This window comes from Aquimarina sp. 433, from assembly GCF_054054605.1.
Genome location: NZ_JBSWZK010000012.1, coordinates 102732 through 124131, shown reverse-complemented (window position 1 = coordinate 124131; position 21400 = coordinate 102732). Strand labels below are relative to the sequence as shown.

21 protein-coding genes are annotated in these 21400 nt (G+C 34.0%); 10 read left to right on the top strand and 11 right to left on the bottom strand.

What is annotated here, in order from left to right:
- The first annotated feature begins 29 nt into the window (after positions 1-29).
- From ACWNT5_RS21115 to nadD, 3 genes are all read left to right on the top strand, one after another.
- The gene (locus ACWNT5_RS21115; protein WP_299900612.1) at positions 30-890 is read left to right on the top strand and encodes a YicC/YloC family endoribonuclease; all 861 of its coding nucleotides are present in this window, start codon (positions 30-32) and stop codon (positions 888-890) included.
- 76 nt (positions 891-966) lie between these two features.
- Positions 967-1539, top strand: a complete 573-nt coding sequence (gmk, locus tag ACWNT5_RS21110; RefSeq protein ID WP_299608875.1) for a guanylate kinase — start codon at positions 967-969, stop codon at positions 1537-1539.
- A 54-nt stretch (positions 1540-1593) separates the two neighbouring features.
- Positions 1594-2175 (top strand): nicotinate (nicotinamide) nucleotide adenylyltransferase, encoded by a 582-nt coding sequence (gene nadD, locus ACWNT5_RS21105; protein ID WP_456518495.1) that lies wholly within the window; start codon positions 1594-1596, stop codon positions 2173-2175.
- Here nadD and ACWNT5_RS21100 read toward each other — a convergent pair.
- From ACWNT5_RS21100 to ACWNT5_RS21085, 4 genes are read right to left on the bottom strand one after another with little or no spacing between them, the layout of a single operon-like run.
- Complete coding sequence (locus ACWNT5_RS21100) at positions 2166-2723, bottom strand: hypothetical protein (protein WP_456518494.1); 558 nt, start codon at positions 2721-2723, stop codon at positions 2166-2168. The two genes, nadD and ACWNT5_RS21100, sit on opposite strands and share 10 nt — an antisense overlap.
- Before the next feature lie 5 nt (positions 2724-2728).
- Entirely contained in the window at positions 2729-3511 is a 783-nt protein-coding gene (locus ACWNT5_RS21095; protein WP_456518528.1) for an enoyl-CoA hydratase/isomerase family protein, read from the bottom strand.
- A 15-nt stretch (positions 3512-3526) separates the two neighbouring features.
- Positions 3527-3733 carry a DUF4177 domain-containing protein gene (locus ACWNT5_RS21090; protein WP_456518493.1) on the bottom strand — a complete coding sequence of 69 codons (207 nt, stop codon included), beginning with the start codon at positions 3731-3733 and terminating at the stop codon, positions 3527-3529.
- 12 nt (positions 3734-3745) lie between these two features.
- Positions 3746-5215, bottom strand: a complete 1470-nt coding sequence (locus ACWNT5_RS21085) for a sensor histidine kinase (protein WP_456518492.1) — start codon at positions 5213-5215, stop codon at positions 3746-3748.
- A 125-nt stretch (positions 5216-5340) separates the two neighbouring features.
- Here ACWNT5_RS21085 and ACWNT5_RS21080 point away from each other — a divergent pair, with 125 nt between their 5' ends.
- From ACWNT5_RS21080 to ACWNT5_RS21065, 4 genes are all read left to right on the top strand, one after another.
- The gene (locus ACWNT5_RS21080; RefSeq protein WP_456518491.1) at positions 5341-7029 is read left to right on the top strand and encodes an ABC transporter ATP-binding protein; all 1689 of its coding nucleotides are present in this window, start codon (positions 5341-5343) and stop codon (positions 7027-7029) included.
- 82 nt (positions 7030-7111) lie between these two features.
- Positions 7112-7657 (top strand): hypothetical protein, encoded by a 546-nt coding sequence (locus tag ACWNT5_RS21075; protein ID WP_456518490.1) that lies wholly within the window; start codon positions 7112-7114, stop codon positions 7655-7657.
- Positions 7658-7836: 179 nt separating this feature from the next.
- Entirely contained in the window at positions 7837-8973 is a 1137-nt protein-coding gene (locus ACWNT5_RS21070; protein ID WP_456518489.1) for an SPFH domain-containing protein, read from the top strand.
- A 92-nt stretch (positions 8974-9065) separates the two neighbouring features.
- The gene (locus ACWNT5_RS21065) at positions 9066-10193 is read left to right on the top strand and encodes a DNA helicase PriA (protein WP_456518488.1); all 1128 of its coding nucleotides are present in this window, start codon (positions 9066-9068) and stop codon (positions 10191-10193) included.
- Here the strand turns inward: ACWNT5_RS21065 and ACWNT5_RS21060 are convergent.
- The 7 genes from ACWNT5_RS21060 to ACWNT5_RS21030 all read right to left on the bottom strand — a co-directional run bounded on the left by ACWNT5_RS21060 (position 10190) and on the right by ACWNT5_RS21030 (position 18947).
- Positions 10190-10681 carry a hypothetical protein gene (locus tag ACWNT5_RS21060; protein WP_456518487.1) on the bottom strand — a complete coding sequence of 164 codons (492 nt, stop codon included), beginning with the start codon at positions 10679-10681 and terminating at the stop codon, positions 10190-10192. The two genes, ACWNT5_RS21065 and ACWNT5_RS21060, sit on opposite strands and share 4 nt — an antisense overlap.
- A gap of 80 nt (positions 10682-10761) precedes the next feature.
- Positions 10762-14448: a T9SS type A sorting domain-containing protein gene (locus ACWNT5_RS21055; RefSeq protein WP_456518486.1), complete on the bottom strand. Its 3687-nt coding sequence runs from the start codon at positions 14446-14448 to the stop codon at positions 10762-10764.
- Between the two features lie 88 nt (positions 14449-14536).
- A complete protein-coding gene (locus ACWNT5_RS21050; protein WP_299608903.1) occupies positions 14537-14911 on the bottom strand; it encodes a hypothetical protein in 375 nt (124 codons plus the stop codon).
- 182 nt (positions 14912-15093) lie between these two features.
- Positions 15094-16647 carry an L-piperidine-6-carboxylate dehydrogenase gene (amaB, locus tag ACWNT5_RS21045; protein ID WP_456518485.1) on the bottom strand — a complete coding sequence of 518 codons (1554 nt, stop codon included), beginning with the start codon at positions 16645-16647 and terminating at the stop codon, positions 15094-15096.
- A 161-nt stretch (positions 16648-16808) separates the two neighbouring features.
- On the bottom strand, positions 16809-17345 hold the full coding sequence (locus ACWNT5_RS21040; protein WP_456518484.1) for a 3-hydroxyanthranilate 3,4-dioxygenase: 537 nt from the start codon (positions 17343-17345) through the stop codon (positions 16809-16811).
- A 124-nt stretch (positions 17346-17469) separates the two neighbouring features.
- Entirely contained in the window at positions 17470-17682 is a 213-nt protein-coding gene (locus ACWNT5_RS21035) for a hypothetical protein (protein WP_456518483.1), read from the bottom strand.
- Positions 17683-18023: 341 nt separating this feature from the next.
- A complete protein-coding gene (locus tag ACWNT5_RS21030; RefSeq protein WP_299900577.1) occupies positions 18024-18947 on the bottom strand; it encodes a nicotinic acid mononucleotide adenyltransferase in 924 nt (307 codons plus the stop codon).
- A gap of 125 nt (positions 18948-19072) precedes the next feature.
- On the opposite strand from ACWNT5_RS21030, the gene ACWNT5_RS21025 reads away from it, so the two are divergent.
- The 3 genes from ACWNT5_RS21025 to ACWNT5_RS21015 are packed head-to-tail and all read left to right on the top strand — an operon-like array spanning position 19073 to position 21398.
- On the top strand, positions 19073-20068 hold the full coding sequence (locus ACWNT5_RS21025) for an NAD(P)H-dependent glycerol-3-phosphate dehydrogenase (RefSeq protein WP_299900575.1): 996 nt from the start codon (positions 19073-19075) through the stop codon (positions 20066-20068).
- A 16-nt stretch (positions 20069-20084) separates the two neighbouring features.
- Positions 20085-20546 carry a nuclear transport factor 2 family protein gene (locus ACWNT5_RS21020; RefSeq protein WP_299900572.1) on the top strand — a complete coding sequence of 154 codons (462 nt, stop codon included), beginning with the start codon at positions 20085-20087 and terminating at the stop codon, positions 20544-20546.
- Positions 20547-20549: 3 nt separating this feature from the next.
- Positions 20550-21398 (top strand): sulfurtransferase, encoded by an 849-nt coding sequence (locus ACWNT5_RS21015; protein WP_456518482.1) that lies wholly within the window; start codon positions 20550-20552, stop codon positions 21396-21398.
- The last annotated feature ends 2 nt before the right edge of the window (positions 21399-21400 follow it).

Here is a 21400-nt window from a genome sequence, read left to right as displayed (position 1 = left end):
ATTTTTTAACCGAGTACCGATATAAGCATATGATTAAATCCATGACAGGTTTTGGGAAGTCGATCCTTCAACTACCCACAAAGAAAATCACAATAGAAGTAAAATCTCTTAACAGTAAAAATCTAGATTTAAATGCTAGGATACCTTCTCAATACCGAGAAAAAGAGTTAGAAATGCGCAAGACCATCGCCAAAACATTGGTAAGAGGAAAAGTAGATTTTAGCTTATACGTAGAGGTAACCGGTGAAGAAAATTCCACTAAAATCAACAAAGATATTTTAATGGATTATGTTAAGCAATTAGAATCTATTCATAACCCAGGTGATAGGCTAGAAATCATAAAAATGGCTGTACGCATGCCTGATGCTTTAAAAACAGAACGTGCTGAGATTGATGAAGAAGAATTTGTTGCTATAACAAAAGGTCTAAACGATGCACTAGATGCTATAGAGAGTTATCGAAATGATGAAGGGAAAGCACTAGAAAAAGACTTCAAGATTAGGATCGAAAATATTGGAGAGCTATTACAAAAAGTAATCAAAATAGATCCTGAACGCATGGAATCTGTTAGAGAACGATTACATAAAGCGGTATCCGAGTTAAAGGAACAAGTAGATGAAAATCGATTTGAGCAAGAGCTTGTATATTATTTAGAAAAATTTGATATCACCGAAGAAAAGGTAAGACTAGCAAATCATCTGGAATATTTTACAACTACCATAAATACAAAAGATTCTAATGGTAAGAAATTAGGTTTCATAACTCAAGAAATCGGAAGAGAAATCAATACAATTGGTAGTAAATCTAATTATGCACCAATGCAACAATTGGTGGTACAGATGAAAGACGAATTAGAGAAGATTAAAGAACAATTGCTCAATATTTTATAAGTATTTGTTTATCATATTCTAATCAACAAATCGATAAATAAACGAATTCTTTACCCTATTGGTAAAATTTATATAAATGAAACAAGGAAAACTTATCGTACTATCCGCTCCTTCTGGTAGTGGTAAAACTACATTAGTTAAATATTTACTTCATAAAGAGGAATTAAATCTTGATTTCTCTATATCTGCCGCTTCTCGAGAACCTCGTGGAGGAGAAATACATGGAAAAGATTATTATTTTTTATCGCTAAGAGAGTTTAAAGACAAGATTAAAGCAGATGAGTTTTTAGAGTGGGAAGAAGTATATCGAGACAATTTTTACGGAACACTAAAAACGGAAGTACAACGAATTTGGGACAAAGGAAAACATGTAATTTTTGATATTGATGTTGTTGGTGGATTAGATATCAAAAGAATTTATCCGGATCGCACATTGGCTATTTTTATAAAACCTCCGAGTATTGAAGAATTAAAAATTCGTTTAAAAAAACGTAAAACAGAATCAGAAGATAAAATCAATATGCGTGTGGCCAAAGCCTCTACAGAAATGGCTACTGCTCCTCAATTTGACGCTATCGTAACTAATGATGATTTAGAAAAAGCCAAGGAAGAAGTGCTGCATTTGGTTAAAAAATTTATTTTAGGATAAAACTTATAATGAATATATTCCCTTCTTCAAGGGAATGAAAAATTATCATTTTTCATGAAACAAATAGGTTTATACTTCGGAACATTTAATCCTATCCATATTGGTCATTTAGCAATTGCTAATCATATGGCTGAATATTCTGATTTGGATGAAATTTGGATGGTAGTTACTCCTCATAATCCATTTAAAAAGAAAAACTCACTATTAGATAATAATCATCGTTTAGAGATGGTCTATCGCGCCACCGAATCGTATCCAAAATTACGTCCCAGTGATATTGAGTTTAAATTACCTCAGCCTAATTATACGGTTCATACCCTTGCACATCTTCAGGAAAAGTATCCCAATGATATATTTCATTTGATTATGGGAGAGGATAATCTTAAAAGCTTTCATAAGTGGAAAAATTACGAGGTGATTCTAGAGGATCATCATCTATATGTGTACCCTCGAATTTCTGAAGGAGTGACAGAACATCAATTCGAAGATCACCCAAAAATTCATAGAATCAATGCTCCTATTATGGAGATATCTTCCACTTTTATACGTAAAGCAATTCCAGAAGCTAAAAATATAAGACCATTACTACCAAAAGAGGTATGGGAATATATTGATGAAATGAACTTTTATAAATAACGTAGAAAGTTCTTGTGTATATTTAAAACAAAAGAGAATTGATGCTTCCCAATATCCAGAAAAGGATAATTATTAGTAGATACATTATATCCATAAAAAAGATAGATGTCACCAAAAATACCTAAACCGATTTTTGGAGTAATTACAAGATCATTTTCACTAAAATTTGTTTGATATTTAGTTTCTAGTCCCAAAGCCAACAACGGTATAATATTGATTTGATAACCTGTTTTTAAACTAAAAATATCATCGTTTGAAGATAAATTCCAAGCGAAAGAAAGGTAATAATCATTCGCAAAAAACCCAACATCACTATAGGTACATGTATGTCGCGCTATCCCTATTTCTGAATAAAAAGAGTCTTGAAAACCAGCTCCTGCTCTAATCGAGAATCTTTTGTAAGTACTGGAATATCCTCTAGCTTTAACACCCTCAAGATTCGATATCGAATCTTGAGGATTTGTAGGTATATTATTTTCATCTTGTCCATAACTGGGTAAAACCAAAAACAAAACGGAGAAAACGAAATACAAGGTATGATGTATCACCTCTTTTATTTACCTGGAAAATCAGCTTTTCTCTTTTCCAAGAATGCCGTTGTTCCTTCTTTAAAGTCCAAGGTTCCAAAACATTTTCCAAACTCTTGAATTTCTGTTGTAAAACCATTTACACCATCTTCATAAGCAGCATTTACAGCATGTATTGCTGCTCCTATCGCTACCGAAGAATTTCTCATAATTTTACTGGCTAGTTTTTCGGCAAGAGGAATTAATTCTTCCTGAGAAACTACATGATTCACTAAACCATAATTTAATGCTTGATTCGCATCCACCATCCCTGCTGTCATAATCATTTCCATAGCTCTTCCTTTACCAATTAATTGTGGTAATCTTTGAGTCCCCCCATATCCTGGTATCACGCCAAGTGATACTTCTGGCAATCCCATTTTGGCATTATCACTAGCAACTCTAAAATGTGCTGCCATTGCTAATTCTAATCCACCACCAAGAGCAAATCCATTAACAGCGGCAATTACAGGTGTAGAAAGATTAGCTACAAAATCAAATAATAATTCTTGTCCCTTAGCTGCCAATTGACCTCCTTGTTCTACCGAAAAATTAGCGAATTCACTAATATCAGCACCAGCTACAAAAGCTTTTTCACCGCTTCCAGTAACAATAATTACTTTGGTTTTGGCATCTTTATTTGCAGTATCAAAAGCATCGTGCAATTCCTGAATGGTCTCTTTGTTTAATGCATTAAGTTTTGATGGTCGATTGATTGTAATTGTAGTTACACCTTCATTATAAGATGTGAGAATGTTAGTATACATTATATTTCTATTGTTTGTTTAGTTTTTTCGATCTCTCTCGAAGTATAAGTAAAAATACATTCCTATCCCAAAATCTTCTACATCAGTAGACACCAATCTCCATCCATCTTTAGAATACTCATCTAATTTTTCTTGAATATCCTTTGAAGATGCTTTTAGGATATGCTCTTTATCTCTAGTTAGTTTAGAATAATAAATCAATGATTCTAGCTTATACTCTTTCACAGGTTTAGTTTTTTATAGATCTGACTTTATTTTTGGAAACTTCACCTTAAAAACAGTTCCTTTTCCTTCTTGTGAGGTAAAGGTAATACTTCCGTTATAGGTTTCCACAATATTTTTTACCATTCCTAGCCCCAATCCCATACCACTATTTTTAGTAGTAAATTTTGGCTCAAAGATTTTCTTTTTATGTTCCTCAGAAATACCAACTCCATTATCCGCCACTGTAATTACTACATCGTCTTTTTCTGTAAAGACATTTACAATAATTTTAGGTGTTTGATCTTCGGATATTGCCTGAATGGCGTTTTTTACCAAGTTTGTAACCACTCGAATTAGTTGTGTTCTATCAAACTTCGCAATAATCTCTTCTTTTTCTGAAGGAAAAACTATATACCCTTCATTGAATATATCCAACGCAAGCCCCACAATCTTTACCACGTTCAATGTCTCACTCTTCTGTGCTGGCATTTGCGCAAAGTTAGAAAAGGCAGAAGCTATAGAACTCATAGTATCTATCTGTTGAATCAACGTATCACTATATTCCTTTACTTTTTGCTCAATATTAGGATCACTTGGATTAAATTTTCGCTCAAAACTCTGTACAGTTAAACGCATGGGTGTTAGTGGGTTTTTAATTTCGTGCGCTACTTGCTTTGCCATCTCTCTCCAAGCAGCCTCTCGCTCGCTCTTTGCCAACATTGCAGCACTTTCCTCTAACTCATCAATCATACTGTTGTAGGCATTTACCAATGAATAAATCTCATCACTTGAATCACCAATACGTATTCGTTTGTTTCGTTTATCCAATCGTGTTTGATCAATAGTATCAGAAATTGTTTTTAGAGAACGTGTAATGTATTTGGAGAGAAAGTATGCTAAAATAATAGCAATCAACAACATCAATAAATATACCTGTCCAAGTCTTTTTAAAGATTCCCATAATTCTCTAGAAAAGAAATTGTCATCTTCCAAATACGGTAAATTAAGTATGGCTAAAGGTTTTGATTTATTGTCTTTGATGTATGTATATGAGGATAGAAAATGTTCTCCATTTTTTTCAGAAACACCTAAATACCTTCTTTCATATCCGTTTCCCAAAGTATCGATAATACGCTTGTCTAAAACTCGATCTACGGTATCATTAACGAAAGTTTCTTCTGATTTCACTAATAACTTACCAGATAAATCATAAATATTTATTGGTAATGCATGTTCATATGAGATTTGGTTTATCTTCTTTTTCTCTCTAAAAATTAAAGCAATATTCTCTTCAAGAACAGGGTATGTAGTACTAAGCAACGCATTATTGATAGCTATTTTTATCCGCTCTTCCTTTCTTTCTAGTCGTTCGCGATGGTATTCTTCTGCCTCTTCTTTGTATTGATATACTGTAATCGCGGCTACCAAAACCGAAGCCAACAGAACTAGCACTGTCATTGAAATAAAAATCCTTGTTCTAAGGGATAGTTTGGTAAGCTTCATAGTATTCTTTGAATCGTAAAGATAGCAAATATCACACCAAAAACTGCAGCTTCAGTATTGGTTTGCTTTCATAACAACTTGCTTTTAATTCTAAGAATTAACTAAATTTACTTAGCTTTGAATTTATGGATACTTCCTCAATACTCTCTATTAAAAATCTAAATGTTTCTTTTTCTAATCAAAAAAATGAAACTCAGGTATTATATGATCTTTCGTTTGATATCAAACCTAATGAGATTTTAGGAGTTGTAGGGGAATCTGGAAGCGGAAAATCAGTTACCTCATTAGCCATTATGGCTTTACTTCCTGCTAAAATTGCTTCTGTTTCTGGCACTATTTTATACAAGAATGAATCCTTACTAGATTTAGATCCATCAAAACTTCGATCTCTTCGTGGTAATGAAATTGCTATGATTTTTCAAGAACCTATGAGTTCTTTAAATCCTTCTATGAAATGTGGGAAACAGGTAATTGAAATTCTTTTACAGCATACCAAAATATCAAAATCTGAGGCAAAAAACGAAGTGCTTTCTTTATTCGAAAAAGTAAAACTTCCTGATATTTCCAGAGCCTATAATTCATATCCTCATGAACTTAGTGGCGGTCAGAAACAGCGTATCATGATTGCCATGGCTATTGCCTGCAAGCCCAAATTACTAATTGCAGACGAACCAACTACAGCTTTAGATGTAACTGTACAAAAAGAAATCATTGCGTTACTCAAAGAACTCCAAAAGGAATTTGAAATGAGCATTCTGTTTATTTCTCATGATTTGTCATTAGTTTCCGAAATAGCAGATAACGTATTAGTTGTATACCAAGGAAAAATGGTAGAATATGGTGCAACTCAAGAAATATTTAAGAATCCTCAACAAGACTATACCAAAGCTTTGATTTCGGCCAGACCGTCGCTAGATGTACGATTTAAAGAATTACCTACCATAAGCGATTATCTTAGTAAAGAGAAGAAGGAAATACGGTTAATTAGTAAAGAAGATCGCGAACAACTACACAAAAAACTATATAGTAAACCTCCTTTATTAGAAGTAAAAAATGTAGAAAAATCTTTTTTCACCAAAATAGGGTTATTTGGTAAGAAAGAATTCAAAGCTGTTGATGATGTTAGCTTTCAGTTATTCGAAGGAGAAACCTTGGGACTTGTTGGAGAATCTGGCTGTGGAAAATCTACCTTGGGAAATACAATATTACAATTACAAAAGGCTAACCAAGGAGAAATTCTATATCGCGGTCAGGATTTAACTAAAGTTTCATCTTCTCAAATTCGAAATTTACGAAAGGAAATACAATTAATATTTCAGGATCCTTTTGCTTCCCTAAACCCTAGATTAACCGTTGGCAAAGCTATTCTGGAGCCTATGAAAGCTCATAAACTGTACGATAACGATACGGAGCGAAAAGAAAAAGTACTGAGCCTTTTAGAACGAGTAGGATTGAACCCATCTTATTTTAATAGATACCCTCATGAATTTAGTGGAGGTCAACGACAGAGAATTGGAATTGCAAGAACAATAGCACTCCAACCTAAACTAATCATTTGTGATGAATCTGTGAGTGCTTTAGATATTTCGGTTCAGGCGCAAGTATTAAACTTGTTAAACGAACTAAAAGAAAAATTTGGATTTACTTATATCTTCATTTCCCATGATCTTGCCGTAGTTAAATATATGTCGGATCAGTTATTAGTAATGAATAATGGTAAAATTGAAGAAAAAGGAGATGCCGATTTCATTTATGAAAATCCTCAGAAATCATATACTCAAAAACTGATCGATGCAATTCCTAAGGGGTTATAAAAAACTGAATATCAACATTTCAACTCGATGTTTACCTAAACACTTTTATCTACACTAAGTTTAAATAGCAAAACTTAATGTGATGAAAACAGACTTTTTAAAAAATACCCAAAGAATAATTTCAATAGTCATTATGTCCGTTCTGATTTCTTGTGAAACGGAAATTCCTGAAACAGATAACACTGCTCCAACATTTTCCTTTAATATTTCTGGAGATGGCTTTAATCGCACCTTTACACAAGATGACGATTTTACAAGCTTACAACTAAATTTACGATCTGATACTACCTATGATTTTATCTTTTCTGGAGCCGATAGCGGTGGTGTAGAGCGAATTTCATGGCAATACCCACATGACTATATAGAGTTTTCTACAGAAATCCCATCACCTTGGGAAACTACATCTATCTCTTTTCTTAGTAGTCTAGTTTATTGGGATGGAAATGAAACGAATCCATTAACAGGAAATATAGTAGCTGGAAAACTAGTAACCAATGGAAATGCTGTAAGTATATCTTTCTCTTTTTTAGTTCGCGATTATGGAGGATTGGATAGCTCTGCTAATACAATTACCAAATCTTTGAATATTTATATTGACAATCAAAATACAGAAGTAGTTCCTTTATAAGTAATTAGGTAACATCAGAATTTTTACCATCTGATTATCCGACTACCCCTTAATTGTGCATTAAAACCCTGATATATCCATGATATTGGGGTTTTTAAACAGGAATTAAATGAAAATTAATTTTTACACAACCATCCTATTTCGTAGTTTTAGAACACGAATTTTAAATCAACTCACCGATGGGAATTTTTGACGAAATAAAGAAAAAGCTAAGTAATGAATTTATAGATATCGTAGAATGGTTAGACAATACACAGGACACGATTGTTCATCGCTTCGAAAGATATCAAAACGAAATAAAAAATGGTGCTCAACTTATTGTAAGAGAAGGGCAAACTGCAGTTTTTGTAAATGAAGGTCAACTCGCAGATGTATTTGAGCCAGGAACGTATACCTTAAACACTCAAAATCTTCCTATTCTTACTACATTAAAAGGTTGGAAATATGGTTTTAATAGCCCGTTTAAAGCAGAGGTATATTTCGTAAACACCAGACTTTTTACGGATGAAAAATGGGGAACTAAAAATCCTATCACTTTAAATGATGATCGTTTTGGTTTAGTAGAGATTAGAGCTTTCGGAACGTATGCTTTTAAAATCAATGATCCAGGTAAGTTTATTGTTGATATTGTAGGTACAGATGCTAACTTTACTAGTTTTGAGATAAATGAACATCTAAAAAGTCTGATTTCAACCCGTTTTACAGATACTGTAGGAGAAGCTAATTTTCCAATAGAATTATATGCTGCAAATACTACAGAATTATCGGAAACATGTAAAGATGTGATGCAACCTGAGTTTAACTCAGTAGGGATCTCATTAGAAAAATTCTTTATTGAGAATGTTTCCATGCCTGAAGATCTTAAAAAAGAAATCTTCGAGTATAGTAGAATTGACAAGCTGGATCTTGATAAATTAGCTAAATTCAAAACTGCAAAAGCTATAGAAGCTGCCGCTGCCAATGAAGGTGGTACTGCTGGTGCAGGAATGGGAATGGGAATGGGATTTGTGCTTGCTCAACAAATGGGCGGTATGATGAACCCAATGGGCAACCAACAACAAGCACAACCACAACAAACATCTCCTGTGGCTCCACCACCGATGCCTGTGCAAGTTCAGTACTATTACGCAGTGAATGGACAACAAGCTGGACCTGTATCTTTTGATCAGCTCAAAGCACTATTTGCGAATAGAACTGTAAATAAAGATTCTCTAGTTTGGAAGCAAGGAATGGCAAACTGGACTGCAATAAAAGATGTAGAAGAGCTAAAACCTTTTTTAGGTGGTAGCACTCCTCCTCCATTACCTGGTGCATAAGAACAATTTATAACATAAAATTTATCCTTCTTCCATTTTATCTATGGAAGAAGGTATCTATTTTGTACAACCTTTAGTATTGTAACTCCTCAATGGAAGAAGAAAAAAGAGCATTTTCTGAACAAAAAAAATCGTGTGTCAATTGTGGTGCAGAATTGACATATAAACCAGGAACTACAGAAATTAAATGTGATTACTGTGGTCATGAAGAAACAATTGTTCAGAATGAAGATGGATTTAAAGAGCTAGAGCTAAAACCCTACTTGGAAGAGATGGGATCACTTTCTCATTCTGAGGAGATACTAATGCTGCAATGTAAAAATTGCGGCGCAAATCAGCATATCGAAGAGAATTACAAATCATTGCATTGTGTATATTGTACGATGCCTCTGATCATAGAAGATGCTTATAAAGAAGATTGGATTCTTCCTGGTGCCGTTTTACCTTTTCAATTTGATCAGAAAAAATCGCATCAAATATTTTCTAAATGGGTACAAGGATTATGGTTTGCTCCTAATAATCTTAAAAAAGCAGCTTTAGATCCTCAATATACAAAAGGTTTGTACTTACCCTATTGGACATTCGATGCTCAATTGTATGCTACGTATACAGGACAAAGAGGAGATTATTATTACGTAAGTGTTCCATACACTACCACGGTAAATGGCAAAACAGTTCAAAGAACGAGACAAGAACGCAGAACGCGTTGGACACCTGCCAGTGGAAGTGTAAGTGGTTTTGTCGATGACACTTTGATAAAGGCTTCTCATCAACGCAAAAACGCCATCCCTAACAAAATAGCCCACTGGAATCTAAAAGCTTTGGTTCCATTTAATACTAGTTTTTTGGCAGGATTTGTAACAGAAAAATATACGATTCCTCTAAAAGACGGTCATCTAGAGTCTACAAAAGAAGCAGAAAAAATTGCTCGATCATGGTCTAGACATGATATTGGTGGAGATACGCAAAGAGTACATTCTATTAATATGAGCTTATCTGAAGAAACCTTTAAACATATTTTACTTCCAGTTTATATAAGTGCCTATCAATATAATGGCAAAAAATATAATTTCTTTGTGAATGGTCAAACCGGTCGAATATCTGGAAAAAGACCTTATTCGTTTTGGAAAATATTCTTCACAGTTGTATTGAGTATTGCTGTAATTGTATTGATTCTTTGGTTGGTAGATACTTATCAAAATCAACAGGGAAATATCTAATCTATATTAGAAATAGTAACTATTTCATACATAGTTTGATTAAAATCTGCACATGGTTTTTCTCGTACCACTATAGAAATTTCTTTGTCTATATTCTTCTGTAAACTAGAAATGTCTTTGGCAATTCCCTTGCGTAATGCAATGATTAATTCCTGATTTTGTGAAATCATATTTACAATTCCAGATCCATAACCTTTAATCTTTTTTACTAGCATCCTACCTGTATTATTATAGGGCTTATCACAAATATTATTGTTTCCCGAAACTTCTAACACAACTACTTTAAGATGTATTGTATTTGGAGCGATTTGACTTTGTGTGACTACATTCGGTCTAACCGTTCCATTGTTAGAATCTCCAAATCGGGGTTTCTGAACTTTTACCTTATTTTCAGGGTTACTACTTTTCTTGTCATTTTCCTGAGCAATACTAGTAGATTTACAAGAAACTAAAATTGCTAATAATATTATATATACTAACTTATTCATAATGTTGAAAATAAAAAAAGGAGTTGATTATATCAACTCCCCTTTTCATAATTAATTGTTATTTAAAAGTCAAATTATGACTATTGCTTAAGTAACTTAACTACTTTACTTGTTCCTATACCAGAAATCTTTGCATAATATAAACCAGAAGCTAAGCGAGAAGCATCCCAATTTACACTTGCATTTGAATTCACATCAGACATCGTATGTACAAGGTTTCCTGTACTATTAAAAATATCAATATTTACTTTGCTGCTTGATTTAGCAATAGTATCACCGAAGTTAAAAAAGAAAGTATTGTTTGATGGGTTAGGATATACCGCAATCTCATTTACTAAATCTAATGTTACCAAAGGAGTCTCCACTTCTGGTTCTACTGGTCCATCACCAGAACTAATGATATCTCCATAAATTTGGAAAATCTGATCCAAAGGATCTCTTCCTAATGCCACTGTAGTAGCTGTCCAATCTATTGCTCCAGTTCCAAAAAGATTTACTGGATCTCTAAATTGAGTTACTTCTCCTACCACATTTTCTTGAGATGCCCAGAACCACTGATTTCCTCCATTAAATGCTAAATTAGTATAAACTGAAATCCAATATTCACCGCTTTCTAAAGTAACTACTTCTGGAAGGGCAATATTCAAATTAGAAATATTAGGATCTGAAATTGGTGTAATATCACCGCTATTATATACTTCTGCTCCTGGAACTCCACCTTCGTTCTCATAAATCACAATACTTACATTAGTAAGTGCTGGGCTTCCATTCACAGCACCAAAAGCAACAATTCTATCTATATTCCAAGAAGTACCACTAGGAACCGTAAAATCATCAGCAGCTTGTGCTAATCCACCAAAATCTAAAAAGTTTTGTGATGGTATTGTAGACACCTGAGTATTTGTTTGCTCATAAATAGTTGGCTCTGAAACAGTAACTGTAAAACCTTCTGCCACCTGCTCATCACCAGAAGTAGCAATCAGTCCGATTGATGCTGATCCAAGACTATCTGGAGCATACGATAACGTTAATGTATTTCCTGTTAACACTGCTGTCACTAACTCTGGATTAGAATTCGTTAATTCAATATCAATTGGTAATCCTTGTGATTGTACAAACAATCCAGCGATATCTATAGTAGTGTCTTCACTGTTCTCACTTACTCCGAAATCTTCAAGTAAAAACGCTGTCGTTAGCGTAGCTTCTGGTAATGGATTTGCTGTGATTGGGAAACGTGCACTAAATAAACCGCTTCCGTGAGCTGCTACTGCGATAAACCCATCTTTTCTAGTAACTACCTCATCAGCAACAGAATTACCGATAGCAAAGTTTTCTTTTCTCCAAACAGTATTTTGACCATTAAGTCTTCTAGTAGAGTATAAACCTGTACTAGTAGCAGCGAATACTCTTTGTAAACGTGCTCCAAATCTACCTGAACTACTTCCTAAGAATGCAGTACTTCTTACTGAAGGTCCATTTCCTGTACCATCAGCATTTTCTTCTAAATTACCACTAATGTTAGTCCATGTATCTCCACCATCTTCAGTAATGAAAACACTTGGTATTCCGTAATTTGAAAATGTTGCAATCACTCGATCTGCATTAGATGGATCGATATTAATATCATTTACAAAACCTACAGGTAAACCTTTACCAGTAGAAATATCTACTACTGTCTGATTGTCGATATTTGCGTTATCCATTCTGAAAATTATTCCAGAATTAGTACCGTAGTATAATCTATTTGCTACTGGGAATGTAGAAGCTTCTAGCGCTGTAATTGTAGATCCGTCTGGTGTCGCAGTATTTGTTAAATTAACCCAGTTTTCAGTTGCATTTGTATTGGTAAATAATGGTAATCCATCAAGATCATTATTTCTCCAAATTGTGCTTCCTGCTGGCATATACATAATATTGTCATTATTAGGATCCAGAATAAATGGATTCACAAAAGCAAAACCTGAAGCACCTGCTGGCTCTACAGCGGAGAAAGATTCAAAAACTCCTTCTTCATCAAAATTGAATCTGAATACATTTCCTCTTTGCGAAGAAACATAACGAGTTCTTCCGTTATCAGCGATTGCACTGTACGCACCATCTCCTCCAAAATCTGATTCCCATATAGCATTAGAATCCGTAGAATTAGTAAACCAAGTTCCGTTATCCTGGAATCCAGCAACTAGATCATCAGTATTTGGTTCTGGATCGAAAGCAACATGATATGGCTGTGTTGTAATGTATCCATTGTTTAGAGAAGTCCAAGCAACAGGCTCAACTCCATCATTAGTAGCAGTAATATCCTCTGTTACATACACACCTCCATCATTTCCTGATAATGCTCTATTAGGATTCGATGGGAAAAATGTAAGTACGTGCTGATCAGGATGCTGATTAGTATATAAGCTTACGTTGTTTATTGGAGAATATCCAGCGATCCAACTTTCTTGTCCTGTTGGTGTTGTAAATCCATCCATTGATCTGTAGATATTAGTTCCACCAACAAATACCATATTGCTATTTGTAGGGTGTACTTTAACTACCATATTATATTCTCCTTGTAAGTTTAAGTTTCCTACTGGTCCACCAATACCGAAAGGTAGATTAACACTTAAATCAGTCCAAGTTCCAGCTGTCGCATCATATCGGTTTAATAAAGCAGGAGTTCCTCCACTATTATTTTGAGTAAAGAAATACACCGTATTTTCATTTGAAGGATCGATACCCATCACAGTTCTACCATAAGCTGGTACAAATCCTTCTGGAGTAATATTCGTCCAAGTATCACCATCTGTAGATGCAAAGAAACCTGCTGTTGGATCATTATCAGAATCTATGGTAGCATATATCTGTCCAGTAGAAGTAATCGCTACCTCAGCTTTCGCATCGAAACCACCAGCTAAAACTTCTGTAAAAGAGTTTCCACCATCTTGAGATCTTTGTATCCCAGTAATTGTACCTAAATAAATATCTCCGTTTCTAGGATCGATCGCTATAGAGTTGATTAAATCAAAAGGCTCGTTAGTATTAAATATACCAACATTAGGATTTACAGTAGCTCTTAACTGCTCGAATGTACGTCCTCCATCTCTAGATTTATACACTCCACTACCTTGATAAAATGCTCCTCCTGCACTAGCAGAGTTACCCCAACGCTCACCAGAAATATAATACCAAGTAAAGCTATGTCTAGGTCTTGGATCTTGAATTATTCCAGTAATACTAGGATTTTGGAAAGATCTTGTTATTTTTCTCCAAGTTTCTCCTCCATTTTCTGTTCTCCATAATCCACCAGAAACTCCTCCGGCTAAAATAACATTCTCGTTTCTTCTGTCTATCGCTAATGCACGTGTTCTACCTCCAACATTGAAAGGACCTCTATTTTTCCAAAAAGAGAACCTTCCTGATTTAGCAGCTGTTTGTAATGATTTTTGTGAATCATCACTAAGACTAATCTTTCCTGAGTATTTTAATTCGGCTTTTCTAATACCTTCTGGTATTCTTCCTGTCGCTGGATCTTGCAATCTCAATAAATCAAATTGAGATCTTTCTATGGCATTATCCGCTTGTCTTTGAATAGGTGTTCTAGGATCCGTAGGTCCTTTTTTACTATCAAACATCTTTGTTTGCTTGTACAACTGATGACCCTTGCCTGGTTTTTCATCTGGAGTAGTTTTGAGTTGTTGTACTTGTGCTGTTATCGTAAGTGTTGATAACATTAATCCACAAGCACAAATACCTCGAGTGAGGTGTTGTAGAGTTGAATTCATATTTAAGTTAATTTTGTGTGAGTCCCAAAGCTAACTTAATGTATGCAAAACATTTGTTAAAATATTATCAAAATATGGTACTATCTTGTTAATTTGACTGAATTACTATTTCACGGCTTTCAGTAATCACATGACATATGTCTTTATCAACCATAATTGGAATTGAGGAAGAAAACTCTTGAAAACTATCTCCATTAATTGTTATAAGATATGTTCCTGTTCTTTCGAAAGCTCCTACAAAAGTAGCTGTTTCATTAAAATTAACTAATGTCTCCGTATAATCCCCATCCTTCGCAATTACAGTAATTCCAGAGGTTACAATAGTATTATCGACAGAGCTTAAAACTGTAATCTCTAATCCCGGCCTAAGTTCATCTGTGCAAAAAATTGGATCTAATGTTTCTTGTTCATCCAGATTACAAGCAGAACAGACAACTAAAAATATAAGTAATAATTTCTTCATAATCCTTTTCATATTTGTAATAAAGATGCGCTTAGAAGTATATGGTTGCGTCTTTATTTCTGCGAAGATATACATTCTAATGTATTCTTATACGTTTAATAAGAGACTTAACAAAGATTATTAACTTAACACTAATCAAAAAAGCACCTAAAAATTAGGTGCTTTTTTAAAAAATATTTTTTTTATAAATCAAATTTAATTCCCTGTGCTAAAGGCAATTCAGTTGTGTAATTTATAGTATTAGTTTGCCTTCTCATATATACTTTCCAAGCATCAGAACCGGATTCTCTTCCTCCTCCTGTTTCTTTCTCACCACCGAAAGCACCACCGATTTCAGCTCCGGAAGTACCGATATTTACATTCGCTATACCGCAATCAGAACCAGCATGTGATAAAAATCGTTCAGCTTCTCGAAGATTATTAGTCATTATCGCTGAAGATAAACCTTGTGCTACTCCATTTTGTACTTCAATGGCATTCTCTACATCTCCACTATATTTTAATAGATATAAAACTGGCGCAAAAGTTTCGTGTTGAACTATTTCAAATGAGTTATCAGCCTCAGCAATTGCAGGTTTTACATAACATCCACTTTCATATCCTTCTCCAGAAAGAACGCCTCCTTCTACAACGATACTACCACCTTCCTGCACTACTTTTTCTAGCGCTTGCTGATATCCTTTTACTGCATCAGTATCAATTAACGGTCCAACGTGATTATTTTCATCTAACGGATTTCCAATTCTTAATTGTTTATAGGCATCTACCACAGCATTTTTTACTTTATCATAAATTGATTCATGTATTATCAATCTTCTGGTTGATGTACATCTTTGTCCCGCTGTACCTACAGCTCCAAAAACCGCTCCAATTACTGTCATTTTAATATCCGCATCAGGTGTAACAATAATTGCATTATTACCTCCCAGTTCTAACAAAGATTTCCCTAAACGTTGTCCCACTGTAGCCGCTACAATTTTACCCATTCTGGTAGATCCTGTAGCAGAAATTAATGGAATACGTTTGTCCGTCGTCATAAACTCTCCTACCTTATAATCGCCATTAACTAAACAAGATATTCCTTCCGGAAGGTTATTATCTTTTAAAACTTTGGCTATAATATTTTGGCAAGCTACTCCACAAAGTGGTGTTTTTTCACTTGGTTTCCAAACACATACATCTCCACAAACCCATGCTAAAGCAGTATTCCACGACCAAACCGCAACCGGAAAATTAAAAGCAGAAATAATTCCAACGATTCCTAAAGGATGATACTGTTCATACATTCTATGACCAGGTCTTTCGGAATGCATAGTAAGTCCGTGTAATTGTCTTGATAAACCAACAGCAAAATCACAGATATCTATCATTTCTTGTACCTCTCCCAAACCTTCTTGATACGACTTACCCATTTCATAAGAAACCAATTTACCGAGTGGTTCTTTTAACCGTCTTAGTTCTTCTCCAAATTGTCTCACAATTTCTCCTCGTTGAGGAGCAGGCATTAATTTCCAAGACTTAAATGCAGTTTGTGCAGCGGTAATTACTTTCTCATAATCTTCTGTCGTGGTTGTAGTAACTTTTCCGATCAAATTGCCATCCACTGGTGAGAAAGATGAAATTTCTTCTCCATTAGAAAACCAATCTGATCCTGTAGAGGTTCCTTTATTTAGATCAGAAACACCTAATTGCTTTAGGGCTTCTTCTATTCCAAAATCTGTTGCTATAGTTGCCATGTATTACAAATTATTTTTTGAGTTGTAAAGATACTGCGTTTTGAAGATATATTAAATTTTGACTTGATATATTGTTAATTTTAAACAAAATCTCATAAAAACATCTTCAAAAAAACCAAAATCACATTTTCATAAACTTTTTTAAGCTAAATTGATCTTACTTAATCAGCGACAAATCTTTTATCTACTGCCATCTCAGTACCACATTTATTACAGGTTCTTAGCGATTTACTACCATAGAAATCTTTAAAATGTTTTAAGAAATCCTTCTCAATATTATTTAGTTTAAAATATACCTCGTGTAACTTATTATTACAATTATCACAGAACCATAATAACCCGTCTTCTGCTTCTAAGTCGGCTCTTTTCCTTTCTATAACAAGACCTATTGAGTCTTTATGCCTAACTGGAGAGTGCGGAACTTTAGCGGGGTGCAAATACATATCTCCTGGTCCTAATTTCATTGTTTTCTTCTTACCCTCCTCTTGTATATGAACTTCTATTTCTCCTTCTAACTGGTAAAACAGTTCCTCAGTTTCGTTATAGTGATAGTCTTTTCTAGCATTTGGCCCAGCAACAATCATTACAATATAATCACCTGCATCTTTGTAAAGATTCTTATTGCCTACAGGAGGTTTTAAAAGATTACGGTTTTCTTCTATCCATTGGGTAAGATTAAAAGGTTTTTGAATTGCCATATTTCAATAAATTTTGATTATAAAATTACGGAAATGATGGCATATCTTTTCTAAAACCAGAAAATCTATTATGTAATACCATCTCTGGTATAAAAAAAGCGAACCGAAGTTCGCTTTGTGAGTTTTAGCATCCTGTATCTTCATATTCGGTACTTCCGTCTATCGGACAAGGGTCAGAACAAGATTGTGTAATCAAAATAGGGAACGGTCTATTCGCAGGTCTAAAGACACAAGCACAACATTCATCAAAAAAAGGAAAACCTCCTCCTTGTATTGCTTTTTGTGCAGTTTTACTCAGTTTTTTACTGTTATCAATGTCTAAAATTTTCTTAAGCATACCTAAATAATTTAACTTGTTGAATTTTAAATTTAGGAAATATTGTTTCTTTTCCACAATTTACCATCAAAATAGAACCTCATTTTATCCAAATTGAGTTCTTATTATCAGTTAATTACAAAATCTAAATTAAATAGTAAAACTGGGGAAATAACCTCTATTTGTAAAGAATTAGAAACTAATTGGATCCCGATTTACATCGGGATTAGTTCGATTACGCATTTTGCTATTGTAAAATACTTTCTCACAAAAAAGAAATCGCCCAGACAAGATTTCTCTTGTAGAGCGATTTCCAACTAAATAACCAACCAAAAAAATTTATATCGTCTAGTGCGACTTTTCTATTTTGTAAGCTTCATAAAATCAGCTTTCTTTAATCTTTTTTTATCATTCTGCGATGGCTTACCATCCTTAGAAGATTTAAATTGTAGATATCCTCTACCAACAAATTCATAAATTGTACCAGAAGAAGGGTGTAATAATTCTATTCTACTATCATTTATAACGGTTAATTCGAAATATTCATTGCCCAAATAATCGTAATCAAGTGTTAAATTTTTCATATAGAAATTATTAGGCACATCATCTACAGCATAATATCCATTGTAATCATAGTATATATCGTTGATATTAGACACATTAACATCTTCTGAACTTCTAAAGTTATCCCCAGAACCATAGTATAAAAACTGCAAATAATTTTCATTATCAAACTCATTCAAAGCCCCAATTTCACTTGTATAGACCTTTTCCCATACGGTATACTCATGTAAAAAGTAGTGAATGTTATCATAAAACACTTTATCGTAATCAAAAGTGCTTCTCTGATATCCGATGAGATAATAACTCGTATTGGTTACACCATCATACAATCGTATTTCATTATTTGACAATTGTATTACATCAAGGCTATAAGTTCCATCAATATCATGACTAACATCTACCTCCATACCAAAAGTGTTATAAAATCCTACATCTAATCCAAAACCATTCCCATTACTTCCTATACCTACCAAGTTATTATTAGCATAAAAAGTTCCATTTTTAAATGACACTGTAAATGCCTTTTGAAGAAACGGGATTTCTCCATTACCTTGTGTACGCTCTATATCTACATACCAGATTTCATAAGAATTAAGTAACTGATTTAATGAGATTGTAGGCTCTTCTATAAAAACATCTTCCTCTACCACTACTTCTGCTACACAAGAAGTTAGAAGGATGGAACCTAACATAAAAACCGAAAGTAATTTTAAAGTCTTCATAAGCTATGTCTTTTTCAATTCTATAATAACAGAACCAAAACATGTGCCAAAAACACAGGTAATTGATTATCAGATATTTAATTTGACTTGTATTTTCCTTATTTTTGAACTCACAATCATTTTACATGGATAAAGATTTAAAATTTGCTGTGATCGGTGGTGGTAGTTGGGCTACTGCTATTGTAAAAATGCTTACTGAGAACTTACCTCAGGTTGGTTGGTATATGCGAAGTGTATATGCATTAGAACATCTAAAACGCCAACAACACAATCCAAATTACCTTAGTTCTGTAGAATTCAAACTGGATCAACTTAAACTTACCAATGATATAAATGAAGCAGTAGCATATGCTGATTACTTGATTTTTGCTATTCCTTCTGCATTTTTACATACAGAATTACAAAAACTAACAGTTTCACTGGAAGGCAAAGTCATATTTTCTGCTATTAAAGGAATTGTTCCTGAATCTGGATTAATTGTAGGAGAACATTTTCATGATAAATATCAAATCCCATTTGATGATATTGGAGTTATTACAGGACCTTGTCATGCCGAAGAGGTAGCACTAGAAAGACTTTCTTATTTAACAATCGCTTCTAACGACGAGGAAAAAGCAAAAATTGTTGCGAAAAACCTAAGTAGTGAATATATCAAATGCAAAGTTAGTGATGATATTATTGGTACTGAATATGCAGCAGTTCTTAAAAATATTTATTCTGTTGCTGCAGGTATTGCACATGGATTAGGTTATGGTGATAATTTTCAGAGTGTTTTAATGAGTAACGCGATTCGCGAAATGAAGCGATTTATTAAAAAGGTTCACAAAATGAAGCGGAATATCAATGATTCTGCTTATTTAGGGGATTTGTTAGTAACTGGTTACTCCATTTTTTCTCGTAATCGAATGTTCGGAAATATGATTGGAAAAGGCTATACGGTAAAAAGTGCCCAAATGGAAATGAATATGGTTGCCGAAGGATATTATGCTGCAAAAACCGCCTATGAACTGGATGCTAATAAAAATACTCGAACACCAATCATTGATGCTGTACATGGAATCTTATATGAGAATAAGAATCCCAAAAAAGTATTTAAGAAATTAGCCGAAAAACTGGATTAACCAAATTAAAGAAACAATGGCAGACTATAAAGAACTTATTGAAACTTTTTATACTGGTTTAAGTCAGCAAAATGCTGATATGATGGTATCTTGTTATCACCCTGACATTGTTTTTGAAGATCCTGGTTTTGGACAACTTCATGGAGATCGCGCCAAAAAAATGTGGCAAATGCTATGCAAGAATGGTAAAGATCTAAAAGTGGAATTTTCTAATATTCAAGTTGATAACGAAAGTGGATCTGCACATTGGGAAGCATGGTATACCTTTAGTCAAACAGGCAGAAAAGTTCATAATAGCATAGATGCTAAATTTGAATTTAAAGACGGTAAAATCGTAAAACATACTGATGATTTTAATCTGCATCGTTGGGCATCACAAGCTATCGGATGGAAAGGAAAATTGTTAGGTGGTACCAATTTCTTTAAGAAAAAACTACATCAACAAACCAACAAATTATTAGATAAGTTTCAACCTTAACGTATGGAAACATTACAACTTCCTGGACTCATAGTATCTGTAGAATGGTTACATGAACATTTAGACCATCCTGATTTGGTAATTCTGGATGCAAGTATTAAAAAAGTAACTTCATCCAAAGAATCTTTGACACAAGATCTCCAGATACCAGGAACCAGATTCTTTGATATAAAAAAGTCTTTTTCTGATCAAGCTTCTCATTTGCCAAATATGCTTCCATCTGCAGAAGTTTTTGAAAAAAATTGTCAAGAACTAGGCATCAATGCTAATTCTAAAATCATCATTTATGATACAATTGGTATCTACTCTAGCCCAAGAGCTTGGTGGATGTTTTCTAGAATGGGTCACACGAATGTTGCAGTTTTAAATGGTGGTTTCCCAGAATGGAACAAAAATCAACTACCCACTGAAAACAAGACAACTAACACTGTGTTTAACATCGGAGATTTCGAAATAAACGATCGTTCCAAATGTACCGTTAACGCAAAAGAAATCCTATCTGAAATGAACGATCCAGATACATTGATATTGGATGCGCGTTCTTCCGGAAGGTATTTAGGTATAGAACCAGAACCAAGATCTGATCTTAAAGGCGGTCATATTCCCAATTCCCTAAACCTACCGTACACCAAAGTTCTTGAGCAAGAAAAAATGCTTCCAGTTGAGCAACTTAAAAACATATTTGATGGTTTTGATATTGCCAATAAAAAACTCATTTTTAGCTGCGGTTCCGGAATTACTGCCTGTATCATTTTGCTGGCTGCTCAATTAGCTGGGTATACTAATCTATGGATTTATGACGGTTCCTGGACAGAATGGGGACAACTCACAGACGTTCCTATTGAATTTTAATC

Bases quoted from the DNA above. Each gene is read 5' to 3' on its own strand.
- ACWNT5_RS21040 (WP_456518484.1), bottom strand. From the start codon at position 17,345: ATGGCAATTCAAAAACCTTTTAATCTTACCCAATGGATAGAAGAAAAC.
- ACWNT5_RS21070 (WP_456518489.1), top strand. From the start codon at position 7,837: ATGGGAATTTTTGACGAAATAAAGAAAAAGCTAAGTAATGAATTTATA.
- amaB (WP_456518485.1), bottom strand. From the start codon at position 16,647: ATGGCAACTATAGCAACAGATTTTGGAATAGAAGAAGCCCTAAAGCAA.
- ACWNT5_RS21085 (WP_456518492.1), bottom strand. From the start codon at position 5,215: ATGAAGCTTACCAAACTATCCCTTAGAACAAGGATTTTTATTTCAATG.
- ACWNT5_RS21015 (WP_456518482.1), top strand. From the start codon at position 20,550: ATGGAAACATTACAACTTCCTGGACTCATAGTATCTGTAGAATGGTTA.
- ACWNT5_RS21075 (WP_456518490.1), top strand. From the start codon at position 7,112: ATGAAAACAGACTTTTTAAAAAATACCCAAAGAATAATTTCAATAGTC.
- nadD (WP_456518495.1), top strand. From the start codon at position 1,594: ATGAAACAAATAGGTTTATACTTCGGAACATTTAATCCTATCCATATT.
- ACWNT5_RS21020 (WP_299900572.1), top strand. From the start codon at position 20,085: ATGGCAGACTATAAAGAACTTATTGAAACTTTTTATACTGGTTTAAGT.
- ACWNT5_RS21025 (WP_299900575.1), top strand. From the start codon at position 19,073: ATGGATAAAGATTTAAAATTTGCTGTGATCGGTGGTGGTAGTTGGGCT.
- ACWNT5_RS21030 (WP_299900577.1), bottom strand. From the start codon at position 18,947: ATGAAGACTTTAAAATTACTTTCGGTTTTTATGTTAGGTTCCATCCTT.
- ACWNT5_RS21050 (WP_299608903.1), bottom strand. From the start codon at position 14,911: ATGAAGAAATTATTACTTATATTTTTAGTTGTCTGTTCTGCTTGTAAT.
- ACWNT5_RS21035 (WP_456518483.1), bottom strand. From the start codon at position 17,682: ATGCTTAAGAAAATTTTAGACATTGATAACAGTAAAAAACTGAGTAAA.
- ACWNT5_RS21080 (WP_456518491.1), top strand. From the start codon at position 5,341: ATGGATACTTCCTCAATACTCTCTATTAAAAATCTAAATGTTTCTTTT.
- ACWNT5_RS21065 (WP_456518488.1), top strand. From the start codon at position 9,066: ATGGAAGAAGAAAAAAGAGCATTTTCTGAACAAAAAAAATCGTGTGTC.
- ACWNT5_RS21060 (WP_456518487.1), bottom strand. From the start codon at position 10,681: ATGAATAAGTTAGTATATATAATATTATTAGCAATTTTAGTTTCTTGT.
- ACWNT5_RS21115 (WP_299900612.1), top strand. From the start codon at position 30: ATGATTAAATCCATGACAGGTTTTGGGAAGTCGATCCTTCAACTACCC.
- ACWNT5_RS21055 (WP_456518486.1), bottom strand. From the start codon at position 14,448: ATGAATTCAACTCTACAACACCTCACTCGAGGTATTTGTGCTTGTGGA.
- gmk (WP_299608875.1), top strand. From the start codon at position 967: ATGAAACAAGGAAAACTTATCGTACTATCCGCTCCTTCTGGTAGTGGT.